The sequence below is a fragment of the Pseudomonas sp. Irchel s3f19 genome, assembly GCF_900187555.1.
Taxonomy (GTDB): Bacteria; Pseudomonadota; Gammaproteobacteria; order Pseudomonadales; family Pseudomonadaceae; genus Aquipseudomonas; species Aquipseudomonas capeferrum.
The window spans coordinates 751,233-775,027 of record NZ_FYDW01000003.1; the positions used below are offsets into that span (position 1 = coordinate 751,233).

Here is a 23,795-nt window from a genome sequence, read left to right on the forward strand (position 1 = left end):
TGTGATCAAGATCTTTATCGGGGTGTTGTTCGGCCTGCTGTTCTTCAGCGATTTTGCCGTGTTGACGCTAGGGCTGAGCAGTGTCTTTGCCGGTTGGCGAGAAATGATCAGCCTGCTGATAATCATGTGGCTGCTGCTGCGGGCGCTGACCAGCGTCACCGCGCGTGGCACGCTTAACCCTGAAGTCGGGCGGTCATTGCTGATCGTGTTGTTCTTCGCCTTCCTGTACCTGCTGTTCGGTGACCTGAGTGCCTCGTCCGTGCGCATGTTCCGCGCATTGGCCGTGCCGGTATTCGTCGGCATGGCGGTGGCCATCTGGGCGCAGGCCGTGTCGACAGAGAAAAAACTGCGTCATGTGTATTGGTCGGTGCTGGCAATGAGTGTGCTCACCGGCGTGTATGCGTTGTACCAATACCTGACCATCGCCTCGGCCGAGCAGTTCTGGTACTGGCCGCTGCTCACGGCCAAAGGCTACGAACTGCAACCGTACAACTCAATGCGCGACGGGCTGCCGCGCGTTTCCGGTTTTTTTACCGGTACGCTGGAGTTTTCTGCGGTTATTCTCAACACCGCCGCCATGACGCTGGCCGTGTTGCTCAGCGGGCGCGACAGGTCGTTTGCCCGACGCCTGCTGCTTGGCGCTGTGTTTGTGCTGTTGTGCGGGCTGATCGCGATTGGCTCGGTGCGCACCGCAATGATTGGCCTGGTATGCATCTGCTCGATGCTAGTGGTGGCCAGGGTGTTGCGCACGGCTTGGCTGATCTCGATGCTGGGCTACCTGCAGTTCGTGGTCCTGACCGTAGCGATTTTCGCCTACCTGTCGATGGGCTACACCGAGGACCTGTCGGCGCTGGACCGCGAGCGCCAGTGGTTGCACATGTACCAGGTACTCACCACGCACCCGATGGGCTATGGCTTTGGTGCGGTAGGCCCGGGCCAGCCGCACTGGTTCGATTCGTTCTGGCTCAACCTGCTGGCCACGTGCGGGTGGGTCGGCCTGCTGATCATGGCCGGGTTGGTTCTCTGGTATCACAGGCTGGTGACGCTCATCGTCCGGGATCGGCCTCATGCCAGTTCATGGAAGAACGGCCTGGGTAACTTCGTTATTGCCAGTTACCCGTTCTTCCTCAGCTCGTTCTTTTTCCAGTCTTATACGAACAGTGTGGTCCTTTACATTTTTGCGGTTGTGGTGATGGTGATCATTGGTGAAAACAGAAGAACAAAAGTTGAGCTTGGCAGTACTGATCGTTCTGTATCGCAAGGCTAGCCAGGACTCGATTGCCCTGCAGTCGCTGCTCGCGCAGCAGGCGTTGTTGCAGGGCGATGGGATCGACCTGCAACTGTACGTCTGGAACAACTCCCCCGGCGTTGCACAGCCGTGCCCGGGTGTGCGCTGGTACGAGGCCGACAACCAGCGTTTATCGGTGATCTACAACCAGGTGGCCAAGGAGGCGTTTGCCGCTGGGGTTGACCTGTTCATGATTTCGGACGACGACACCAACTATTCGAACATACGCCTGTCCAGTTGCCTGACGCGGATCGCCCAGGTGCGCAGCACGCCAGCGGGGGACCAGGTGGGCGTGTTCATGCCTCGGCTGGTCAGCCACGGCCAACTGGTCAGCCCCGGCAAACGCTGGTTGTTCATGGGCCGCCTGACGCCTGGCGTGGCTGCGGGGCTGGTCGATTCGAAAAACCTGCTGGGGATCAACAGCGGTTTGATCTTCACCCGTGAATGTTTCCAGCGCATGACGCCCTTCTATGATGAGCGGCTGCGTTTTTATGCCACCGATACCGACTTCTTCATTCGCTACGAGGGGTATTTCCCCAAGGCCTGCGTGCTGGATGTGGAAATTGCCCACGACCTCTCCGAGCACAGCGCAGATACGCCGGAGCGCGCCCTGTTCCGCTTCGAAGAAATGATCCACGGCCTGCGCATCAGTTTCCATTCCCATGGCCTGCTCGAGCGACGTCTGCTTGACCTGTACCTGGCCTATGCGGCCTTTCGCAAAGCGCTGGCCTACCGCAGCCTGGCCTTCATCAAGGCCTTGTTTACCCAGGTGAGGGCCGTGAAATGATGCATGCCTTGCTGGAAAGGCTAGTGCTGTTGGTCAAGAAGCGTCACTTGACAGTCGACCGGCGTATTTCGTCGGGCTACTTGCTGGGGCTGTTCGTGACCAAACTGATGATGGCCTGTCGCGGCGTGATCCGCCTGCGCAGGCGCCGTCTGGCGTTCATTGGCTCGGGGGTCACCTTGAAAGAAGTTGGCAAGATCGATTACGGCCCAGGGCTGGTGATCGACCAGGGCTGTTTCGTCGACGCCTTGTCCAATGACGGCATCCGCTTCGGTACTGCCGTGTCGCTGAACAAGCAAATCATCATCGAGTGCACCGGTAGCCTAGCCAACATCGGCAAGGGCCTGGTGATCGGTGACAACGTCGGCCTGGGTGCCGGCTGCTTCCTGGGTTGCGCCGGCGGTATCGAAATTGGCAGCGACACCATCATTGGCAACTTCGTCAGCTTCCATTCGGAAAACCACAATTTCGAAGACCCGCACCAGCCCATCCGGCTGCAGGGCGTGAGCCGCCAGGGCATCAAGGTGGGGCGTAACTGCTGGATCGGCGCCAAGGTGACCGTGCTCGATGGTGCGGTGATCGAGGACGGTTGCGTGTTCGCCGCAGGGGCGGTGGTGGCGGCGGGGGTGTATCGCAAGAACTCGATTTATGGCGGCGTGCCGGCCAAGTTCATCAAGTCGCGCGTCGCTGAAGAAGGGGTGGCATGAAAACTTTGCACTTTGTCCATCTGTTGAATGACTACAGTGGCAGCCCCCGGGTACTCAACCAGACCATCACTGCGCTGCAGCAAAGTGGCGCCGCCTGTACCCTGCACGTAGGCTCCAGCGGCCACGGCGTGCTCGACGAACTGCAGGTGCCGACCTGCAAGTTTGCCTACAAGCGTTTCGACAACCGCTGGCTGACCTTGCTGGCGTATGCCGGTTCACAGGTGGCGCTGTTCTTCAGCCTGTTGCGCTGGGTGCGGCCGGGGTCGGTTGTGCTGGTCAACACCATGCTGCCCTTCGGTGCTGCCCTGGCTGCGCGCTTGCGCGGTGCTAAGGTGGTTTACCACGTACACGAGACCTCCATCCGGCCTGCGTTGCTCAAGGCGTTTCTACGCCGGGTGATCGCCGTTTGCGCCAGCAAGGTGGTTTATGTTTCCCGGTACTTGCAGGCCCAAGAGGCGGTGGCTGGGGTGCCGGCGGTGACCGTGTACAACGCCCTGGCCGAGGGGTTCCAGCAGCAGGCGATGGCCACGCCTTACCAGCACCTGCACGCGGGGCGTTTCAATGTACTGATGTTGGCGTCGCTGAAGGCCTACAAGGGGGTGGACGAGTTCCTCGCCTTGGCCAGCGCACTGGCCGCTGACCCGGTGCTCAAGTTTACCCTGGTGCTCAACGCCAGCTCGCAGGAAGTGGACCATTACTTCGCCGGCAGGGCGCTGCCAGCAAATCTCACGCTAAGCCCGGCCAGTGCGGATGTGGTGCGGTTCTACCGTGATGCCAGCCTGGTGCTTAACCTGTCCCATGTGGACGGCTGGGTAGAAACCTTCGGCCTGACCATTCTCGAGGCCATGGCCTTTGGCATACCCACCATCGTGCCGCCGGTAGGGGGGCCGGTCGAGTTGGTAAGCGACGGTGTAGAGGGCTACCAGATCGATTCGAAGAACCCTGAACAGCTGGTGCGCACAGTTGCGCGCCTGTCGCAAGACCCTCAGGCATGCCAGGCATTGTCTGAACGTGCACGCAGGAAAGCGAGTGAGTTTTCCACCGCCAACTTCCAGAAAAATATCGTGATGGTGTTTGATGACCTATAAGATTGCAGTGATTGGAACGGTAGGTTTGCCCGCTCAATACGGTGGCTGGGAAACATTGACCGAACAATTGGTGCGCAACCTGCCGAGTGACTGCGAACTCACCGTCTATTGCAGTGCGCCCCATTACCCCGAGCGCCCGACGTTTTTCGAACGTGCCCGTCTGGTGTACATCAATCTTAAAGCCAACGGTATTCAGAGCATTCCTTATGATGTTTTGAGCATGCTGCACGCCTATCGCAAGCATGATCTGATGCTTATTCTCGGTGTGTCCGGTTGTATTGCTTTGCCCTTTATCCGTTTGCTGACCCGCAAGCCAATCGTAGTGAATATCGATGGCTATGAGTGGAAGCGCGCCAAGTGGTCGAACTTTGCCCGCTGGTTCCTGAAGTTGTCGGAAGCGGTGGCGGTGCGTTTTGCCCATGCGGTGATCACCGACAACAAAGTGCTGCAAGAATACGTGACCGCGCAGTACAGCAAGCCCAGCGAACTGATTGCCTATGGCGGTGACCAGGCCAAGGCGGGGGAGCCGACGGCGCAAGCACGCCAGGCCTATCCCTTCCTCGATGCGCCCTATGCGTTCACGGTGTGCCGGATCGAGCCTGAGAACAACATCCATGTCATTCTCGAGGCCTTCGCCGGCTCTGGCATGCCGCTGGTGATCATCGGCAACTGGAACCACAGCGAATACGGCGTGCAACTGCGCAAGCAATATGAAGGGGGGAGCGGCATTCACCTGCTGGACCCGATCTACGACGTGGAGCAGTTAAGCCCGCTGCGCAGCAACGCAACGGTCTATCTGCATGGCCACAGTGCCGGCGGTACCAACCCATCGTTGGTCGAAGCCATGTGGCTGGGCTTGCCTATCGTCGCCTTCGATGTCTCGTTCAACCGCGCCACCACTGAAGATCAGACCTTGTACTTTGCCGACAGCACCTCGCTGCGTAACCATGCGCAAGCGCTGATGGGCGATCAATCGCGGCGTGCGCAATTGGCCGCACGCCTGCATGAGATTGCCCACCGCCGCTACCGCTGGTCTGTCATTGCCGACCAGTATCGCGCCGTGTTCACCCGTCTGTTGGGCCGGGCGGGGAGAGGATGATGGCCGCCAAAGGCAATTCCCAACGCCAGGCGATGCTAGTGACCGGTGGTAGCGGATTCGTAGGCAAGGCCCTGCTCGAGCGTTTGGCCGGTAACCCGGTTTGGGTCGCCCGAGCGCTGGTCAGAAAGCTTCCTGAGCAGCGCTTGCAGGCCGTGGATTACCGTCTGTTCACTGAACTGTCGGAAATCGATGCCATGTCGGGGCATTTCGAGCAGGTTGACACCGTTATCCACCTTGCGTCGCGCGTGCACGTGATGCATGAAACCGCTGACGATCCCTTGGCTGAGTTTCGCCGGGTCAATGTCGAGGGCACGCTGGCGCTTGCTCGTGCGGCACTGGCTGCGGGCGTGCGGCGGTTTGTCTTCGTCAGCTCCATCAAGGTCAACGGGGAAACCACTGACGGGCGTAAGCCCTTCACGGCCGACGAGGCGCCTGCCCCCTTGGACCCATACGGCATCTCCAAGCGCGAAGCCGAAGATGGCCTGCGCCAACTGGCGGCGCAAACCGGGCTGGAAGTGGTGATCGTGCGACCTGTGCTGGTGTACGGCCCAGGCGTCAAAGCCAACTTCCGCAGCATGATGAATTGGCTGAGCAAAGGCGTGCCGCTGCCCTTTGGCGCCATTCACAACAAACGCAGCCTGGTGGCGCTGGATAACCTGGTGGACCTGCTGGTGACGTGCATTGACCACCCGGCAGCTGCTAACCAGACGTTTCTCGCCAGCGATGGGGAAGACCTTTCCACCACCCAGTTGCTTCAGCGATTGGGCCGGGCACTGCGCAGGCCGGCACGCTTGCTGCCGGTTCCCGATGCGCTGATCAAGGGCGCGGCAACGCTGGCAGGCAAGCGCGGGTTGTCCCAGCGCCTGTGTGGATCGTTGCAGGTGGACATCACCAAGAACCGTGAACTTCTGGGCTGGGCACCGCCGCTTGATGTCGATCAGGCACTGCGGGCCACGGCTGACAACTTTCTGAAAGAGCAAGATAAATGACGGCATGGTGGCTTATTCCCGTCGTCGCAGGGGCTTCCCTGCTTTTGACTGCAGCGCTGCGGCGCTACGCCCTGAACAAGCAGATCATCGACGTGCCCAACGCGCGTAGTTCGCACACCGTGCCCACCCCACGGGGCGGTGGCGTGGCGATCGTGCTGAGTTTTCTGGCCTGCCTGCCGGTGCTGGGCCTGGTCGGTGCGGTGCCACTGCCGGAGCTGGTCGCCATCGGCGGGGCAGGTGCACTGATCGCGGTGATCGGCTTCATGGACGACCACGGCCATATCGCAGCTCGCTGGCGCTTACTTGGCCACTTCGCTGCAGCTGCCTGGCTGCTGTACTGGCTGGGAGGCCTGGCGCCGTTGCAGGTGTTTGGCGTCAGTGTCGACCTGCAGTGGTTCGGCTACATCCTGGCGGCCTTCTACTGTGTGTGGATGCTCAACCTGTATAACTTCATGGATGGCATCGACGGCATTGCCAGTGTCGAAGCCGTCACCGCCTGCTTAGGTATGGTGCTGCTGTCGGCCCTGGCCGGCGTGCCGCAGCTAATGCCGCTACCGCTGCTACTGGCTGCTGCCACGCTCGGCTTTCTGTTCTGGAACTTCCCCCCTGCCAAGATTTTCATGGGCGACGCAGGCAGCGGCTTCCTCGGCATCGTGCTGGCGGGGTTGTCGCTGCAGGCTGCCTGGGCAGCGCCGCAACTGTTCTGGTGCTGGCTGATCCTGCTGGGCGTGTTCGTGGTGGATGCCACCTTCACCTTGATCCGTCGCCTGCTGCGCGGTGACAAGGTGTACGAAGCCCATCGCAGCCATGCCTACCAGTTCGCCTCGCGCCATTGCGGCAAGCACTTGCCGGTGACACTGGCCGTGGCGGCGCTCAACCTGTTCTGGTTGCTGCCGGTGGCCCTGTGTGTGCTGTTGCTGGGCCTGGACGGCGTGTGGGGCGTGATCATCGCCTACCTGCCATTGGCGTATCTGGCCTTGCGCTGGCGCGCCGGTGAACTCGAACACTAACTAAAGTGATAGGAAGAAGGCGGTAGACATGTCACTTTGGAATGCACTCAGAGGTTCTATGGATAAGCTGCGCTCAAGACTGCTTGGACTGCCTCGACGCCATAAGCGGCTGATTCAGGTAGCGACCGATGTCGTTGTGGTCTGGTTCGCGCTGTGGCTGGCGTTCGTTGTGCGGCTGGGCATCGATGACCTGGCCAACCCTGTTCGTGACCACACATGGCTGTTCGTCACAGCGCCGATCATCTCGATCCCGCTGTTCATCCGCTTCGGTCTGTACCGAGCGGTAATGCGCTATTTCGGCAACGACGCACTGATCGCGATCATCAAGGCGGTGACCCTGTCAGCGCTGATTCTGGGCTTCATCATCTACTGGGCCAGTAACCACCAGAACGTGGTGCCACGTTCCATCACCTTCAACTACTGGTGGTTGAGCCTGATCATGGTCGGTGGCCTGCGTCTTGCCATGCGCCAGTACTTCCTCGGTGACTGGTTTGCCACCGCGGTGCAGCATGTGCCCTTTGCCAACCGCGACGATGGCCTGCCACGGGTTGCCATCTACGGTGCCGGCTCGGCCGGTAACCAACTGGTGGCTGCCCTGCGCATGGGCAAAGCCATGCGCCCGGTAGCGTTTATCGACGATGATGCCAGCATCACCGACCGGGTTATCGCCGGGCTGCAAGTGTACAAGCCACAGCAGCTGCAACGCATGATCGACGACACCGGTGCCGAAGAGGTGCTGTTGGCGCTGCCCTCGGTCAGCCGCAGCCGCCGCCGCGAAATCCTCAACCTGCTCGAAGGTTACCCACTGCATGTGCGCAGTGTGCCCGGCTTTATGGACCTGGCCAGTGGTCGCGTGAAAGTGGACGACATCCAGGAAGTGGACATCGCCGACTTGCTGGGACGCGATGCCGTGCCTGCGCAAGGCGACCTGCTGCAGCACTGCATCATCGACCAGACCGTGTTGGTGACCGGCGCCGGCGGCTCGATCGGTTCAGAACTCTGCCGGCAGATACTGGGCCAGGCGCCGCGTACTTTGCTGCTGTTCGAGCACAGCGAATTCAACCTCTACAGCATTGCCAGCGAACTTGAGCAGCGCATTGTCCGTGAAGGCTTGTCCGTACAGTTGCTGCCGATACTGGGGTCGGTACGCGACCAGGGGAGGATGCTCGATGTAATGCGGGCTTGGCAGGTCGATACGGTGTATCACGCGGCGGCCTATAAACATGTCCCCATGGTTGAGCACAACATCGCCGAGGGCCTGGCGAACAATGTCTTCGGCACCTTGCACACCGCCCAGGCGGCCTTGCAGGCTGGCGTTGCCAACTTTGTGCTGATTTCTACCGACAAGGCCGTGCGCCCGACCAACGTCATGGGCAGTACCAAGCGCCTTGCTGAAATGGTCTTACAAGCCTTGAGCCGGGAGCTGGCGCCCGTGCTGATGGGCGACGCCGGGAACGTTTCGCAGGTCAACAAGACCCGCTTCACTATGGTGCGGTTCGGTAATGTGCTGGGCTCTTCAGGCTCTGTCATCCCGTTGTTCCACAAGCAGATCAAGGCCGGTGGGCCGCTGACTGTGACCCACCCGAAGATCACCCGCTACTTCATGACCATCCCCGAGGCTGCGCAGCTGGTGATCCAGGCAGGTTCCATGGGGCAGGGTGGCGATGTCTTCGTGCTGGACATGGGCGAGCCGGTGAAGATTGTCGAACTGGCAGAAAAGATGATTCACCTGTCCGGTTTCAGTATTCGCTCGGAACGCAACCCGCTGGGGGATATCTCTATCACCTTCACCGGTTTGCGGCCTGGCGAGAAACTCTATGAAGAGCTGCTGATCGGCGAGAACGTGATTGCTACACGCCATCCGATGATCATGAGCGCCAATGAGGACTATCTTTCCTGGGATGTGCTCAAGCAGCGCCTGGACACGTTGAAGGCAGCCACTGCTGCCGACGACTTCACCACGGTACGCCAGTTGCTGAGGGATACCGTCAGTGGTTATTCACCGGGTGGCGAAATTGTCGACTGGCTGTACCAGCGTCGGCGCCTGGAGCCCTGAAATGCGCGCCAGGCACTACGATTAAAAATTCAACAAGCGTTGCTGGCAGTGCGGCGCTAGAGAGACCAACTTCAAACATACTGAAGTTTGTCAGCGGATATTGGGAAGAGCGGAACGATGACTATTCTTGTAACGGGTGGTGCGGGCTTTATCGGTGCGAACTTTGTCCTGGACTGGCTCGCCAACGGCAATGAGCCTGTGGTCAACCTCGACAAGCTCACCTACGCAGGCAACCTGCAAACGTTGAGCAGCCTGCAAGGTGACGAGCGGCATATCTTCGTGCACGGTGACATTGGTGACTCAGCGCTGGTGGAGCAACTGCTGAAGGACCATCAACCCCGAGCCATCGTCAACTTCGCTGCCGAGTCCCATGTGGACCGTTCGATCCACGGCCCCGAAGATTTCATTGAAACCAACATTGTCGGCACCTTCCGCCTGCTGGAAGCCGTGCGCGCCTACTGGGGCGGCCTGGATGAGCAAGCGCGTCAGGCGTTCCGCTTCCTGCACGTTTCCACCGATGAGGTATATGGCTCGCTGGCTGCCGACGAACCCGCGTTCACTGAAACCCATCAGTACCAGCCGAACAGCCCGTACTCGGCAAGCAAGGCGGCTAGCGACCACCTTGTGCGTTCCTATCACCACACGTATGGCTTGCCGGTACTGACCACCAACTGCTCGAACAACTATGGCCCTTACCACTTCCCGGAAAAGCTGATTCCGCTGATGATCGTCAACGCCCTGGGCGGTAAGCCACTGCCCGTGTACGGCGATGGCCAGCAGATTCGTGACTGGTTGTACGTGAAGGACCACTGCAGTGCCATTCGCCGCGTGCTCGAGGCAGGCCAGACTGGCGAGGTGTACAACGTGGGCGGCTGGAACGAGAAGCCGAACCTGGAAATCGTCAACCGCGTCTGCGCGCTGCTGGACGAACTTCGCCCCCGCGCCGACGGCAAGCCTTACGCCGAACAGGTCACCTACGTCACTGACCGCCCCGGGCATGACCGCCGCTATGCCATCGATGCCCGCAAACTTGAACGCGAACTCGGTTGGAAGCCCGCTGAAACCTTCGAAACCGGTATTCGCAAAACGGTCGAGTGGTACCTCGCCAACCAGGCATGGGTCGAGAACGTACAGTCTGGCAATTACCGTGATTGGGTCGAAAAGAACTACGCAGGGCGCACGGTATGAAGATTCTCCTGCTTGGCATGGACGGCCAAGTGGGCTGGGAGTTGCAACGCAGCCTGGCCCCACTAGGGCATCTGTTGGCGCTGAATGCCAGAAGCCAAGAATACTGCGGCGATTTGTCGAACTTGCCAGGGTTGGCCGAAACCGTCCGCCGTTATGCGCCCGATGTCATCGTGAACGCTGCGGCCTATACAGCCGTGGACAAGGCAGAGACGGACCGCGAGCAGGCGTTCAAGGTGAATGCCGAGGCAGTTGAAGTGCTGGCGCGGGCTGCGACGGAGTGCGGTGCGCTGCTGGTACATTACTCCACCGACTACGTGTTCCCAGGTGCGGGGAGCGAAGCTTGGCGCGAAGACGACGCCGTTGGCCCACTCAATGCCTACGGCGAGAGCAAGCTGGCAGGCGAGCGTGCGATCCAGGCCTCCGGCTGTGCCCATTTGATATTCCGTACCTGCTGGGTGTACGCCGCACGCGGCAACAACTTTGCCCGGACCATGCTGCGCCTGGCAGGTGAAAGAGATAGCCTGGGCGTGATCGATGACCAGTTCGGCGCCCCGACGGGTGCGGAGCTGATCGCCGACGTGAGCGCCCACGCCATCACTGCAACCCTGCGTGACCCAAGCCTGGCCGGCGTGTACCACCTGGCTGCTGCCGGTGAAACCACGTGGTGCGGCTATGCCCGTTTCGTTCTGGCGCAGGCCTCGGCCCTCGGCGTGCCGCTAAAGGTCGCTGCCTATCAGGTCAACCCATTGACCACGGACGCCTACCCGACCCCGGCCAAGCGCCCGGCCAACTCACGCCTGAATACCAATAAACTGCAGAAAGCTTTTGCCCAGACGTTGCCTGACTGGCGCCTGGGTGTGGCTCGCATGCTTACGGAAATAAACGAGAAATGAACAACATGAACCGTAAAGGCATCATCCTGGCAGGCGGGTCGGGTACTCGTCTGCACCCGGCGACTCTGGCAATTTCCAAGCAATTGCTGCCGGTCTACGACAAACCGATGATCTACTACCCGCTCACCACCCTGATGTTGGCGGGCATTCGTGACATCCTGATCATTTCCACCCCGCAAGACACCCCACGCTTCGAGCAGTTGCTGGGCGATGGCCACCAGTGGGGCATCAACATCAGCTACGCCGTGCAGGCCTCCCCTGACGGCCTGGCGCAAGCGTTTCTGATTGGCGAAAGCTTCATCGGCAACGACCTGTCGGCACTGGTGCTGGGTGACAACATCTATTACGGCCATGACTTTCAGCAGTTGCTGCGCAACGCCATGGACCGCGGCGAAGGCGCCAGCGTCTTTGCCTACCACGTGCACGACCCCGAGCGTTATGGCGTGGTCGAGTTCGACGCACAGGGTAAGGCGATCAGCCTGGAAGAAAAGCCCGCCAAGCCGAAGTCCAGCTATGCCGTGACCGGCCTGTACTTCTACGACAAGGATGTGGTCGAGATCGCCAAAGGCATAAAGCCGTCTGCGCGTGGCGAGTTGGAGATTACCGACCTGAACCGGGTGTACCTGGAACAGAACCGGTTATCCGTTGAGATCATGGGGCGCGGGTATGCCTGGCTGGATACCGGCACACATGACTCGTTGCTGGAGGCCAGTGGGTATATCGCGACCATTGAGCGGCGGCAAGGGTTGAAAGTGGCGTGCCCGGAGGAGGTCTCGTTCCGGCAGGGATGGATTGGGGCGGAGCAACTGATGAAACTGGCGGAGCCGCTGGCCAAGAATGGGTATGGGCAGTATTTGAAGCGGTTGGTGGGGGATAGGGTTTATTGACATAGCCCTCAAAGACCGCCTTTGAGCTAGAGAGTTTTGAAGGCGGGGAAACTGGCAAGGTGTTGGACAGCCTCAAACGCCTTGCCGAAATGACCCTGCAAGCCCTGAGCCGCGAAGTGGCACCGGTGCTGTTCGGTGATAGCGGCAAAGTCTCGCAGGTTAACAAGACCCGTTTCACCATGGGGCGTTTCGGCAATGTGCTGGGTTCTTCGGGCTCTGTGATCCCGCTGTTCCACAAACAGATCAAGGCCGGCGGCCCACTGACCGTTACCCACCCGAAAATCACCCGCTACTTCATGACCATCCCCGAAGCCGCGCAGCTGGTGATCCAGGCCGGCTCCATGGGCAAGGGCGGTGACGTGTTCGTCCTCGACATGGGCGAGCCGGTGCGGATTGTCGAGCTGGCAGAGAAGATGATTCACCTGTCCGGGTTCAGCGTCCGTTCCGAACGAAACCCGATGGGCGACATCGCCATTCAGTTCACCGGCCTGCGGCCAGGGGAGAAGCTCTACGAGGAGCTGCTGATTGGTGACAACGTGATTGCCACCCGGCATCCAATGATCATGAGTGCCAATGAAGATTTCATGTCGTGGGACGTGCTCAAGGATGCGTTGCGGGAGCTGTTGGCGGCGGTGGCGCATGACGACTTTGTGCGGGTTCGGCAACTGTTGCGGGAGACGGTGATCGGGTATGCGCCGGATGGCGAGATTGTGGACTGGATTTATCAGCAGCGGCGGTTGGAGCCGTGAGGGAATGATGTAATGGCAGGGGTCCGGGTGTGCGCCGGCACGTCCACGCGGTCTGCAGACTTGTTGACTCTTCGAATCCGTCAACCACATGAAGTCTGCCAGCGTCAATACGGCGCTGGCCAGAGCTCGTAAAGGTCGTCGAGAAATCAGCTAGCATTAGGCTGGATGAAGAAGTCATGGCTTGTGGAGGGACCATAAGCTGGTTCTAGTTAAAGTCAGGGCAGCGGTGTAACGTTGCACTTTAAGCTGATTGTCTGATCTAAATAGTCTTTGTAGAAAGCCGAGACTGTTAATTCACCAGGTGTACTAGGTTTGGTAAAGCGTGCACTTTCTGAAGCGTCGTACCAGCGTATGTCATGGCGATCTCCATCAACGTATAGATAGAAAGCGAAATTTCCACTCTCGCAAATTTTGCCATTGAGTATCAATGAGCAGTGGGCAAAGACTTCGCTATCAGTGCTATATGCAGCAACAGAAAGCCGCACCCCCATAGAGATTGGAGGTGAATCAGTGTCGATTGCGCTGTTCTCTGAGGTGTCAGGTTCGCTTTCAGTCTTCTGCTTGAGATTTATTTGTGCTAGTGCTTCTTTGTAATAGCGCTCGCAGTAGTGAAACGGTGATGCGCCCCAGCGATGAAATTCATCGGCCGATAAAAGTGTAGAGTCAAAATTTAGAAATTGACTATGGTCGAGTTCGTCACTGAGCTTGTCATACATCCACTCCAGTTCGCGATTAGCTTGATTAATGGACTCGAAATTAACAGGGAAAGCTGTATCGCTCTCTCGTTCGAATCTAGAGGCCCAAAATACTTTATTTACGATCACGCGGTCGAGCTTGTTGTGGTGCTTCATGAGATCAAGAAAAGCATGCATACCTTTCAACCACAGCTCACGGCGCTCACCAGAGCCGTGCCGGATCAACCTAAATCCATTAACGCTGCTGTCTTCCAATAGCCTGCTTTCAGCCAGTTCACTTGAGTTCGTTATTATTTGTCCCGAGGGTAACGCAATAAGGTCGAAGCGCTCGTCAATCAAGTCGATCAGTATTGTGTGGGCTTTTTCTAATTTGTGCGGTACTGCGAGTAATTGCTTCGAGAAGTCATAGGCAACCATGCGGCGCCGAAAAGCAGAAGGTATACGATCTAACGCTTTGATGTTCTCATAGGGTGCGCTGCATAATGTGGCCATGGATGATCTTGCGAAATAATCCGTTAACTTAAAGTTACGGCTCTCCTCTAGGTTGAATATATCTCTAGATACGCAGCTGCCGTAAATTACTAAGTTCTTGATCACTCTGTTTTAGCCTTTGTCATGATAGCCATGGTTAGATATGCAAGCTCTATTGTATGGCATGTGAACGTCATTGAGAATTCATTATCCATAGGCCATGGCAGAAATGCAACGGACTCATCACCTTCGCCAGAATTCATCACAGCCCCTCCTAGTCTGGCTGTGTGAATGAGTGCGGATGGCTGGTGGCGCACGCAGTGACTGCCTTTAGCTGGCCTCAGATGCTAATCTGTCTCAGCGTCGCGGAGAGTCGAAAAGGGGGGCAGCCTGGCCGCAAGAGCATTCGCAGAAAATCATATTCTTCATAGTCTCCTTGCCTTCCGATTTGCGAGTGACGACTGCGCTCATCTGAGGGGCATAGATGTCGTAGCGTTATATTGCGGAGCCCTCCATGATTCGAAGTGAATGGCATTGTTGTGCGTTAAGGCGCGATTCGAACCTAGTGAGTTCTATTAAGGGGATGTGTCTGTTATATAACCCCTTGGCCTAATTATATATTTGTCAGTGGAACAGTGGGGCTGTGAAGGCGTGGGTTGCATTAATATGATTGACAGCATTTAAAATGTTTGGTTATGTATTGTCGTGCATATGGTTCATTAAGTAAGTGCCTCGTATGCTAAGAGGCACTCTGGCTGTGTGAGCTTAGGAAATTAATTGTATTTGGTTGGCGATTGATATAATTTTAGTGTGCAAGTTTTGAAATTGTGTGCCGCTTGCTTGGCCTCTAAAATTATTTTTTGCGAAGTAATAGACAGGGACTGCAAAGCTGTCAATAAGATGTTCGTTTGTTTCGCAAATTATTTTTAACGCAGAAAGAATGTTGTCGAGTCGTGAGTCGAGCATCGCGGTAAACTGTTTTTTGTATAGGTCGTAATTCTCGCACTCGACGGTACGCAGCAAACGCTTCTGCTGTTGGGTAGCTTCCCAGTCAGCTCTGTCGCCATCAATCTCCAGTTTGAGATCGCGCAAGTAGGCCGGCACTGGAACTAAAGATGAAGATAGCGTTGCCTTTGCCTCATTATCCATGTCACTTTCGTATGGGTACTGAGAGATGAAGGGGTTGAGAGCATTCATAAGGTCAAGCTGAAGCTTCACGCTTTTATGTTCAGTGAAGCATCTTTTTTTCAATGCGAATGCAGACTTGGATTGTAAGATGGCAAATTCAGGCCCGGAGTTATCTGTTCTTAGGCTCTCGCTGCAATGAAGCCCGTTGCGGTAATAAAGGTAGTGGATATCAAACTTTTCAAGTGCGCCAGTACCGGGAAGTAAATTCAATTCTTCTGAGAAAATGGCTTTGGTTGAGGCGTGAAGTTTACTGTTGGTGCCAAATAAAGAAAGATAGCCAAACTTGTCAAAGTATCGCTCTGCGAAATCGCTTACTTCATATGTGTCGAGTTCGCCGTTCAGGTGCAGCCGTGCGAAATAAGGACGGGCTACAATTTCTCCACCGAACCCTGTGATGCGAATCGTACCAGGCCTTTGGGTTTTAAGGTTTGAATAGTTAAACGAGTAATAGGTGCCCATGTAGTAGCTAGATATATTATCGTACAGCTCTTTTGGCGGAGGCATGACAATGGTTTCCGCAGTCGTATCATGCTTGTATCCGTATTTTGAAACGATGGCCAATGCAACGTTTAGTTCGTCAGGTGCGCCGCGAGTATCTTGACTATTGATTACTATTTTTTCCCGGTGCTCTGGGAGGTTGGTGGCCGCACTGAATACGAGTCGCGAATCCATTCCGCCGGATACATCGACGATGACTTGCTCAAATTTTTCATGCTTAGCTACTATATTGAGGTTTGATATTATCTCTTGCCTAGCGCTGTCTAAAAGCTCGTTGTACTCTTCCTTTGAAACTTTCCGGCCGTCGTGCAAAACGTTGCTGATAGGTTTGTCATTGATATGCATGCCGCTGTTGTCGAAGTAGATCAACTTGTCGACAGGTAGACAAATGACGCCAGCAACATCCATGCGGCGTGAGAAGTTTTGATAGAATGGCTGGAGGCCTACGAAGTTAATTTTGGAAAGAGCGATGTCATAGTCTATTCTTAGTTCAATTCCCGCCACTTTCAGTGATTTAAGTAAGAGGTGGTAGCTGTTGCTTAAGAATGTGTTGTTATTATCTTTGTAATAGAAGATTTTTCCGAAGCCGAAATAGTCAGTCTGTACTGTAACTCGCTCACTGCGCTTAGTGACAGAAACAAAGTTTCCTATCGCGGCCCCAAGGTCCTCAGCCGCCATGTCTGCTGTTAGATCTGTGTCTCCGAATATGAATTGGGATTTGCAGATGGCTGTACCTGAAAATAGTAGTATGCTTTTGCAGGGTAGGTGGGTTTCTGAAAACTGATAAATATTTAAAGATGCATTTGCGAACTTGATGTTCTGTGTTTTTATAAGATGTGTATCTACCTCTGTTGCAAGAATGGCAGAGGTTTTGTGTTTAGAGCTTGTATGGTGTATTAAAAAGCTCGAAAATGGCTCTTTTAATGTGTAAAGATTGGGCGGTTCAATATCTGGTAACGTGCCGCTATCCCAAAGTGCCCTTAACTCATCCAAGCAAGAATCGGTTTTAAAAAAAAGGCTGCCGGAGCGTTTTAGCGTATTCGTCCCTTCGCGCTTCAAGTGGGCCTGAATATAATAGCTTCCAGGCTCCTCAAGAGTCTTGGAGTATTCGTTCTCAGGCGTCCATTCGCTGCGATCGATAATGGCGCCATCTTTCATTAGGTAATAATAGAATTGATCGCCAGTGCAGTAGTCTGTCTCAATTTTACATTTTATGTCTGATCCGACGATTTTGGTTTCAAGTGAGAACAATCTGAAAATCCCTGTATTTAATAAGAGCTGCTTATATATCGATCGAAATAGAGCTAAAATAGTGGGTGCTCAATCTGCGATGATGTGTTAGTCATGTGTGTTTGTATTTTTACTAAAAACTAAATATATGTCAATGGAGGTGTGAGTTCAAATACGGATCTGTCAGCTTAATTGAGTTGTAAGCGCTTAAGCTTCTGGACGGTCAGGCAGTCGCCTGGTCCGTCACGTCGGGGGATGTTTTGAACCGCTCAGACTCTAGGCGCTTGAGGCAAAGGCACAAGCCGTTGCGCCCCAGGTAAAAAACTTCGCACGAATACGCGGCTTGTTGAGGAAAGCGAAAAGCACGGGTTGAATACCGCGACTTTGATGTCAAACTCGACCAAGGCAGCCAAATCGCCAATGGATTTTCTTGAGTACACATACACTTTTCTGACTTTTGTGCCGGGTCGCATCATGGCGGATGGGCTTCAGAAAGACTCGGGGGCACAGCATCCGGGATCAAGCGGCGGCTTTGTGTTCATGGAGCTTAAGGATGCCCCCCCGATTGGGCGCTGCTCTAGATGTGGAATCCTCTGAGGCGCCTTTGGCCTCACTTGGATTCCTGTAGCGCTGCACGTCGCAATTGGTCACATCGATTTGAGCGGGGTGTACAACTCCCGTGCAGCTGCTCTTCCCACGGAATAGATCTCTTTTTCGCGATCTTTGATTGACTCACGGTAGAATTTATCAAAAGCCTGATATGTGTGTTTCAGTTGCTCATCATCAGTGGCTTCAGACAGGTGCTTGGCGAGATGGACTGCTCTCGCTTGTCCGTAATCCGGAAGCTGTGGGGCTTCAATCGAGTAGGAGAAAAACTGACCTTCTAAAAGCTGGCCGCTCAGATTTTTCGACATTGTTAAAATAGCTTGTTCGATGGTTTCATCGACAAAGCCCATGTCTGTCAATTTTCTGAATTTAAGGAGTGCAATCAAGGCGCCGATATGTCCGTTATAAATCCGGAAGCGCATCGTGCCGTCTGGCTGTTCTTCAGTGCCCAGCTTCTTGAAATGCTCTGCGTCTGTCTCTAGGGGGGTGAAGACATACTCGTAAAGCCAGAGGTCGCCACGCGTGTCTTTCTCGGATAACTTGAGCTTGGTGTCGTTGGACGTTATCGTCGAGATGAGCTTCAATGCTTTGTTTAAGTGTTTCTCATCATGGGTGGCTTCAAATATTCGCATGTAGCCATAGGCGGTATACGCATTCATGAATGCGCCATAGAAAGGTCTTTTCATGGTGGCCCAATACATGGGGAATGAAAAGTCGTTTCTGATGTAGTTGTGATTGCCCAGTGTATCAGTGTAGATGGAGGCCGCCAAATCCAGGTAGTCGATCTGGTCGAATACTACTTTTGATGGGCCTTGAACCTTGCAGGTGATAGCCAGTGCACATGCATTAATAGCGAAGGCGAAAGGGTTGAAGGGTTGACTGTAATCAACTACGTACTTCTCTGGCCATTGTCTGAAGAGGTCGAGGTGATGCTTGGGTTTCCACTTGCCGCCGTGTGGGCCCGTCCCCATGGCTTTGTCGAACCAGTCGTCGGTGAGCGCTTCGTAGTTAATATGCATGTGTAGCCTAGCCTGAGTTTGGGGCGGTGACAGATTGATTGTTATTGATGTTCTGGGTGCTGGTTGTTATGAGTATTGATTTATCGTTTATGCAGGTATAAGTCTGTTGAGGGGAACAGAGCCAGAAGGGGCGCGGAGAGCAATGCAGGTCAGTGATAGTTCTGAAAGATATTCCCACTGTGACGTCTCAGCAGTGGGAATATCTAGTCGTTCGGCGTGGGTAGCGAAGCAGCTTATTGCTGCTTTTCTTGCCAGTAAATGCTCACCAGTGCTGGGTTTTTATCATTGATCAAAACACCAATGGTTGGCGAGTTTTTCTTCATGTAATGGACTTTAACTGAGGCGGACTCAGCGTTGGGTTGCTCGGCAGCAACATACCCCAATGCGCGGAAGCGCTCGTCGACTTTGGCCTTGGTTTCAGCTTGAGCCAAGTTGTACTGGATATCGAAAGTCTTGAAAGTACCGTTTTCGATAGGTTTGGTAACATTTTTTGTCATGTTACCTTCGAGCGTCAGCTTTTCGCCGGAAGGAAGTTGGATGTCAGTCCCTTTTTCTTCATTGCAGCCGCCCAAAGCGAGCAGGCAGGACAAAACCGCGACGTAGGTGATTTTTTTCATGTTAAGCGTTAGACCTTGGGTTTGTTAATGTAAATTTAAACTCTGAATTCTAGCAAACTTGTCGACCCTTGACTATTCAGTTTGCTCGAACTCCGAATGCTTGGGTGATGTGGTCAGCAAGTCGAAGGCCATCCTCCTTTTGATAGCTGTTCGCGAGTATTTTTGTATGAAATCATTTCGAGCTGTGGGGCCCAGTTCCAGGCTCCTGAATGATCTGATAGCGGCTTCGAGATCACAGGGGCTGAATACCGCCGTATTGTGAATGCGTCTGCTTGCAAATCGACCTGGGTACCCGGACAAACCTGCCAAAATAGGTTTCTGGGTTGCTGCGTACTCGAACAGCTTGGAGGGCAATACTCGACGGAACGCCTTCATGTCATTCAAGTGCAAGAACAGTACATCGGCTTCACGATAAAGCTTCAATAAAGAGTCACGTTTCATCGGGGGCGCGAGATAGACGTTCGTCACCTGCTCGCGAGCCAGTGCTTTCTTCAAGCGCTCGATGGCCCCGCCAGATCCGATCAGATGAAAGTCGGCTTCATCCTCGAGGTGCTTGGCCAATTGCGGGACAATGAGGTGCAGGCCTTGCCCGGTACCAATGTTGCCTGCGTACACAATTTTCAATCGGCGCGGTAGCGCAGGCAGGTATTGCGTGACGACCGGTGCCGTCGGCAACGGCGGCGGCGTGAGGAAGAGCTCATCGATCCCGTTGGTATGCAAGGTGAATACCTTGTCGGGGTAGCGCTTGTTAAAATAGGGCGTAAACCCAGGTGAAATAAGATTAACTTTGTCAGCCTGTCGGATCGTGCTAGCTTCAATGGATGAAAAGACAACAGAAGCTAGTTTGCCGAGGGTAGGTGGCAGTACCCCTTGCAAGGTGTCGACAAAAATATCTCGAATGTCCAGATACAGCTTGGTACCTGTTTTTCGGGAGATGTAAGCGCCCAGCGAGGCTGTCATCAAGCGCGAAGAGGTGGCAAAGATCAGGTCGTACTGTTTGCTGTTGGCTACTTTGCATACTTGGTAGGCAAACGAGCCGAATGAAAACGCCTGGTCAATGAAACCACTTTTATGGGCAGGCACCGCCAGTCGCCGTACGGTCAGGCTCGGCGACTGCTCAAAGCTCGAGGCCGTGGTCTTGAAGGTATGGTACCGGTTGGGCTGTGTGGTAACGACATCGATTTCCACATGGTCGCCGACATTATCCAAGAGTGCTTTTACCAATGCCTCGGCACGGAAGGAGCCTGCCGACAGGTCCGGCGGGTAGTAAAAACTCAAAAAGAGAATGCGTGTCTTCACGGCCGGGTTACCTGGTGTGAGCGTGGGTGAGCAGCACCCGCTCGTAGAGATCAACTAAACACTTTTCCTGGCTTTCCCAATTCAAGTTTTGCGCCGTCTTCCTGGCGTTGCTGGCGAACCGTGCGCGCAGCGCGGGGTCTTCCAGCAATTGAATGATTGTGCGGCTGAGGGCTTGCTCGTTATTGGCCGGTACCAGCAGGCCGATGTCATTGCTTCTGACAATCCTGCGGATTTCAGGGAAGTCAGTGGCAATCACCGGTAGCCCGGCGATTACATACTCGAAGAGTTTGTTCGAATCCGTGGTGTAATGATTGAGGCAGGTGTTTTCAATAGGTTGCACACCCACGTCGGCAGAGGCCGTATAGCTTGGCAGTTCGGCCAGGGCCACCGTTGGAATGAAATGCACTTTGTGCTGCAGGTTCAGTTCTTGCGCCAACTGCGTGAGCGGTTGGGTCAACCGGCCTCCGCCGATCAGCACAAAGTAACAATCAGGCACGTGCTGCGCCGTGCGGACCAGTTTTTCCAGCCCGCGGCCTTGCTGTAAACCACCTTGATAAAGAACGATCGGCCACGGCTCGACCAGGCCGAGCTCTTCTCGAATGCGGTTCGAGGGTGGGCTTTCAATCAGCCTGGGTCGGTTTTGTAGAACCAATGGCCGCTCCACGCCATAGGCGCGAGCAAAGTACTTGGCCCGTGCGTCGGTTGTGGTGATCGTGCCATTTGCCGAGGGCATCAGCTGTTTTTCTACAAACCCGACGACCTTTCGCAGGCTCTTGTAGCCTTCTCGGCTGGTACTGATTTCGTGTGCGTCGTACACCAGCCTGGCGCGTGACAACTTTGCTGCCAGCCAGGCGGTGGGCAGGGTATTGACGTCATGCGAGTGCACGACCGTCGCCCGGTACTCAAGCATCTTGAACAGCAGCGCGAGGTGCGTCCACCCGCGTGATACAGCTCTTAGAACAAGCAATTTCAAGCTGGGCTTCACCGGCGCGGACTGCTGAGACTCGCCACCGGCTTTCACCGCAGGCTGCAGGTTCTTCTTACGCAGTTTCCAAAGCGGCGAGCGGGCCACTCGAACAACTTCTATGCCATCGTCGAGCACCGCCTGCTGTTGGGTGACGCCTGGCGTGTGCAGTGCGAACACGCGAACTTGATAACCGGCCCGTTGCAGCGTTTGAGCTTCCTTCATCACGCGCGCGTCGTTGAGGAATTCATTCCATACAATCATCGAGACTTTCGTCATTGCGTCGCGCCCTCTACAGCTGTGGGTGTATCAAAAATCTCGATGCAGCTGACGATGTCAGGTGTCAATGCAAGGGCTGCCGAATAGTCTTTACGCACAATATGTCTTTCCAGCATGTACATCAGTGCAGCCAGCCAGACCTTTTGCTGCTCGGCGTTAGCAAGTGCCGGGCGCTGGTCGCTAGAGCCGAGCGTTTCGAAAAGCGCATCTTTTTGCGCGATTGGCCAACTGCAGCCAATCGCTTCAATGCGCCAATTACTCCAGTGGCTGAGGACAAAGCCGGAGGAGGGGGACGCCAGTAGTGTGTTGTTGGTGACATCCAGGGGCACGATCTGGCGAGGAAGCTCGGCCAGTTGCCGGGTAATGCACGGCAGGGTGTTGATGATGCGCTCGACACGTTGAGTGTCGTCATCATTGATACACGCCAGACGGAGCGAGCTGATCGTGGCTTCATCAAGACGTTGTTCGAGGTACAAGCGCGTGCGGGTGAATTGGGCAATCAGCTCTGCAGCGGGCTCCAGTAGTATCAGCCTCTTTGCCACGCCAAGTATGCCTTCGCCAATCTGCCGGCCGGCCAGCTTGTCAGACGCTTCAAATCGATAGACATGGCAATCTATATTGCTGACCTTGTAATGACCCACAAAGGGCAAGACTGGCAAGCCGCGTTGCGTCGTCAGCAGCGCCCGTTCCTGCAGCGCCGAGGATGAGATGTTGTTGCCAAACACTTTGACCAGCAGGCTGTGCTCAACGGCGTCATCGGCGAACTGCAGGGTGAAGGCGTAGATATCGGTAAAGCCCACCTGATGCCATTGCATCTGATAGCTGTCGACCGCCTCAGCATTCAGTTTTTGAAGCAGCTCGCGCACCCATTTGTCTCTGTTTTCTGCCTGCAGGATATAGTCCAAGCCATTGCTTTGCGGGCGCAGTTCGATGAGCGGCTGAGACTGATAAAACAGCGCATTGACCTGCCGATGCTGAATGCGCAGGCCGATAACGTCCAGCATCATGCTCGACAGCCGCTGCAAGCCCTGGCGCATGATCAGAACGGCGATGACGGCGTTGAAAATCTTGGTGTGCTGGAAATACAGGAAGTCAGTCACCAGGACGAAGAAACTCAGCAGGAACCCTGTTGCCGCCAAGGCATTCAGAATAGGGCTGTAGTGCTGGTGGAAGCTATCGCGAATGCGCTTGCTGTGGTTGTAGGCCAGCACGCAAACGGTCGATGCTACGGCCAGATACGCGAAAATCGCCAGCAGCAGGCTCGGGTATACAAAGGCAAGCGCCACCGTGCTCAAGCCGAAAAAAGCCCCCCCTGCCATCGCTCGGTTGAAGCGAGAGTAGGCGTTGGTGGCAATTTTTTCCTGGTTCTCGAACAAATTGAGCTTGGACGTGCGAGCGAGGAGGGTCTGGGTGCCTTTACGGCACAGCAGTGCGGTCGCCAGTTCCGCCAGCAGATAGGCGATATAGGAAAGGGCCGCCGCTGCCGTCAATGCATAGATCAAATGATCCTTCTCGAGCGTATGCAGGATCGAAGGAAAATAGGCAGGCGTTTTTTCTGAGCCCAGGAGAATGATGACTTTGAGGGGCAGGAAGAAAGCCAGTAAAAGAAATATCTGGCTCGCCAAAGTACTGATTTGCACCAGGCCGGTAATGATCGGCACCACCTTGACGAATTTCACGCCCAGGGAAATACACCAGCCGATGGTGGCTTTTATCTGCTGCTGAAGTTTCATGCTAACGTGAAACCGTATAAGCAAATGTGAGGTGCGCGTGCATTATTTTTCCTGCCAATAAATATTGGCGAGGGTCTCATGCCCACCTTCTTTGGCGCGCGTCACAAAAATAGCGCCGATCGGTGGCTGGGACTTTTTGTAATACTGCACTTTGAACTGGGTTGCATCATTGCCGATAATCTTGCGCGTGTAGCCGTTGTTTTTCAGGACAGCGTAAACGTCGTTTTCAGCGATTTTGTCAACGCCGGCATAGACGAACTCATGCATGCTCATGAAGCCCGCGCTGTTCGGTTTCTTATACGACTTCTGATGTGTGCCCCGGAGGAGCACATAGGTAGCGTCACTCAGGCGCAGGGTGTTGGCCGATTTTTCCGCTGGCATCACCTCGCCTGTCGGTTGTTGATCGCAACCGGCCAACATCGTCAGGAGTGCAATAAGGAAGAGGTACGGTTTCATGA

The 23,795-nt window shown here is 55.3% G+C and carries 19 protein-coding genes and 1 pseudogene; 12 read left to right on the top strand and 8 right to left on the bottom strand.

Annotation, left to right across the window (positions count from 1 at the left end; genetic code table 11):
• Nucleotide 1 precedes the first annotated feature (1 nt).
• The 12 genes and pseudogenes from CKW22_RS11375 to CKW22_RS11430 all read left to right on the top strand — a co-directional run.
• Entirely contained in the window at nt 2-1,267 is a 1,266-nt protein-coding gene (locus tag CKW22_RS11375; protein WP_095064116.1) for a hypothetical protein, read from the top strand.
• Entirely contained in the window at nt 1,227-2,075 is an 849-nt protein-coding gene (locus tag CKW22_RS11380; RefSeq protein ID WP_177447940.1) for a hypothetical protein, read from the top strand. The genes CKW22_RS11375 and CKW22_RS11380 overlap by 41 nt, the downstream gene beginning before the upstream one ends.
• Nucleotides 2,072-2,779: an acyltransferase gene (locus CKW22_RS11385; RefSeq protein WP_095064117.1), complete on the top strand. Its 708-nt coding sequence runs from the start codon at nt 2,072-2,074 to the stop codon at nt 2,777-2,779. The genes CKW22_RS11380 and CKW22_RS11385 overlap by 4 nt, the downstream gene beginning before the upstream one ends.
• A complete protein-coding gene (locus CKW22_RS11390; protein WP_095064118.1) occupies nt 2,776-3,867 on the top strand; it encodes a glycosyltransferase family 4 protein in 1,092 nt (363 codons plus the stop codon). Before CKW22_RS11385 ends, CKW22_RS11390 begins: the two co-directional genes overlap by 4 nt.
• On the top strand, nt 3,857-4,966 hold the full coding sequence (locus CKW22_RS11395; RefSeq protein WP_095064119.1) for a DUF1972 domain-containing protein: 1,110 nt from the start codon (nt 3,857-3,859) through the stop codon (nt 4,964-4,966). The genes CKW22_RS11390 and CKW22_RS11395 overlap by 11 nt, the downstream gene beginning before the upstream one ends.
• On the top strand, nt 4,966-5,955 hold the full coding sequence (locus tag CKW22_RS11400) for an SDR family oxidoreductase (protein ID WP_095064120.1): 990 nt from the start codon (nt 4,966-4,968) through the stop codon (nt 5,953-5,955). The genes CKW22_RS11395 and CKW22_RS11400 overlap by 1 nt, the downstream gene beginning before the upstream one ends.
• Nucleotides 5,952-6,965: a glycosyltransferase family 4 protein gene (locus CKW22_RS11405; RefSeq protein ID WP_095064121.1), complete on the top strand. Its 1,014-nt coding sequence runs from the start codon at nt 5,952-5,954 to the stop codon at nt 6,963-6,965. Before CKW22_RS11400 ends, CKW22_RS11405 begins: the two co-directional genes overlap by 4 nt.
• 58 nt (nt 6,966-7,023) lie before the next feature.
• Nucleotides 7,024-9,021: a nucleoside-diphosphate sugar epimerase/dehydratase gene (locus CKW22_RS11410; RefSeq protein WP_095064122.1), complete on the top strand. Its 1,998-nt coding sequence runs from the start codon at nt 7,024-7,026 to the stop codon at nt 9,019-9,021.
• A gap of 117 nt (nt 9,022-9,138) precedes the next feature.
• Nucleotides 9,139-10,209, top strand: a complete 1,071-nt coding sequence (rfbB, locus tag CKW22_RS11415; protein WP_095064123.1) for a dTDP-glucose 4,6-dehydratase — start codon at nt 9,139-9,141, stop codon at nt 10,207-10,209.
• The gene (gene rfbD, locus CKW22_RS11420; RefSeq protein ID WP_095064124.1) at nt 10,206-11,102 is read left to right on the top strand and encodes a dTDP-4-dehydrorhamnose reductase; all 897 of its coding nucleotides are present in this window, start codon (nt 10,206-10,208) and stop codon (nt 11,100-11,102) included. The genes rfbB and rfbD overlap by 4 nt, the downstream gene beginning before the upstream one ends.
• Before the next feature lie 5 nt (nt 11,103-11,107).
• Complete coding sequence (gene rfbA / locus CKW22_RS11425) at nt 11,108-11,989, top strand: glucose-1-phosphate thymidylyltransferase RfbA (protein ID WP_095064159.1); 882 nt, start codon at nt 11,108-11,110, stop codon at nt 11,987-11,989.
• A 59-nt stretch (nt 11,990-12,048) separates the two neighbouring features.
• Nucleotides 12,049-12,738: pseudogene (locus CKW22_RS11430) on the top strand (polysaccharide biosynthesis protein); the annotation flags it as partial.
• A gap of 215 nt (nt 12,739-12,953) precedes the next feature.
• On the opposite strand, the gene CKW22_RS11435 reads toward CKW22_RS11430, so the two are convergent.
• From CKW22_RS11435 to CKW22_RS11475, 8 genes are all read right to left on the bottom strand, one after another.
• Nucleotides 12,954-14,030: a DUF6270 domain-containing protein gene (locus CKW22_RS11435; protein WP_095064125.1), complete on the bottom strand. Its 1,077-nt coding sequence runs from the start codon at nt 14,028-14,030 to the stop codon at nt 12,954-12,956.
• A gap of 639 nt (nt 14,031-14,669) precedes the next feature.
• Nucleotides 14,670-16,841, bottom strand: a complete 2,172-nt coding sequence (locus tag CKW22_RS11440) for a hypothetical protein (RefSeq protein ID WP_143500725.1) — start codon at nt 16,839-16,841, stop codon at nt 14,670-14,672.
• Nucleotides 16,842-17,467: 626 nt separating this feature from the next.
• The gene (locus CKW22_RS11450) at nt 17,468-18,445 is read right to left on the bottom strand and encodes a D-glucuronyl C5-epimerase family protein (protein WP_095064127.1); all 978 of its coding nucleotides are present in this window, start codon (nt 18,443-18,445) and stop codon (nt 17,468-17,470) included.
• Between the two features lie 233 nt (nt 18,446-18,678).
• Complete coding sequence (locus CKW22_RS11455; RefSeq protein WP_095064128.1) at nt 18,679-19,062, bottom strand: hypothetical protein; 384 nt, start codon at nt 19,060-19,062, stop codon at nt 18,679-18,681.
• Nucleotides 19,063-19,134: 72 nt separating this feature from the next.
• Nucleotides 19,135-20,361, bottom strand: a complete 1,227-nt coding sequence (locus CKW22_RS11460; protein ID WP_095064129.1) for a glycosyltransferase family 4 protein — start codon at nt 20,359-20,361, stop codon at nt 19,135-19,137.
• 7 nt (nt 20,362-20,368) lie between these two features.
• Nucleotides 20,369-21,604: a glycosyltransferase family 4 protein gene (locus CKW22_RS11465; protein WP_095064130.1), complete on the bottom strand. Its 1,236-nt coding sequence runs from the start codon at nt 21,602-21,604 to the stop codon at nt 20,369-20,371.
• A complete protein-coding gene (locus tag CKW22_RS11470) occupies nt 21,601-23,337 on the bottom strand; it encodes a hypothetical protein (RefSeq protein ID WP_095064131.1) in 1,737 nt (578 codons plus the stop codon). Before CKW22_RS11470 ends, CKW22_RS11465 begins: the two co-directional genes overlap by 4 nt.
• Before the next feature lie 42 nt (nt 23,338-23,379).
• Nucleotides 23,380-23,793, bottom strand: a complete 414-nt coding sequence (locus CKW22_RS11475) for a hypothetical protein (RefSeq protein WP_095064132.1) — start codon at nt 23,791-23,793, stop codon at nt 23,380-23,382.
• Nucleotides 23,794-23,795: the final 2 nt, after the last annotated feature.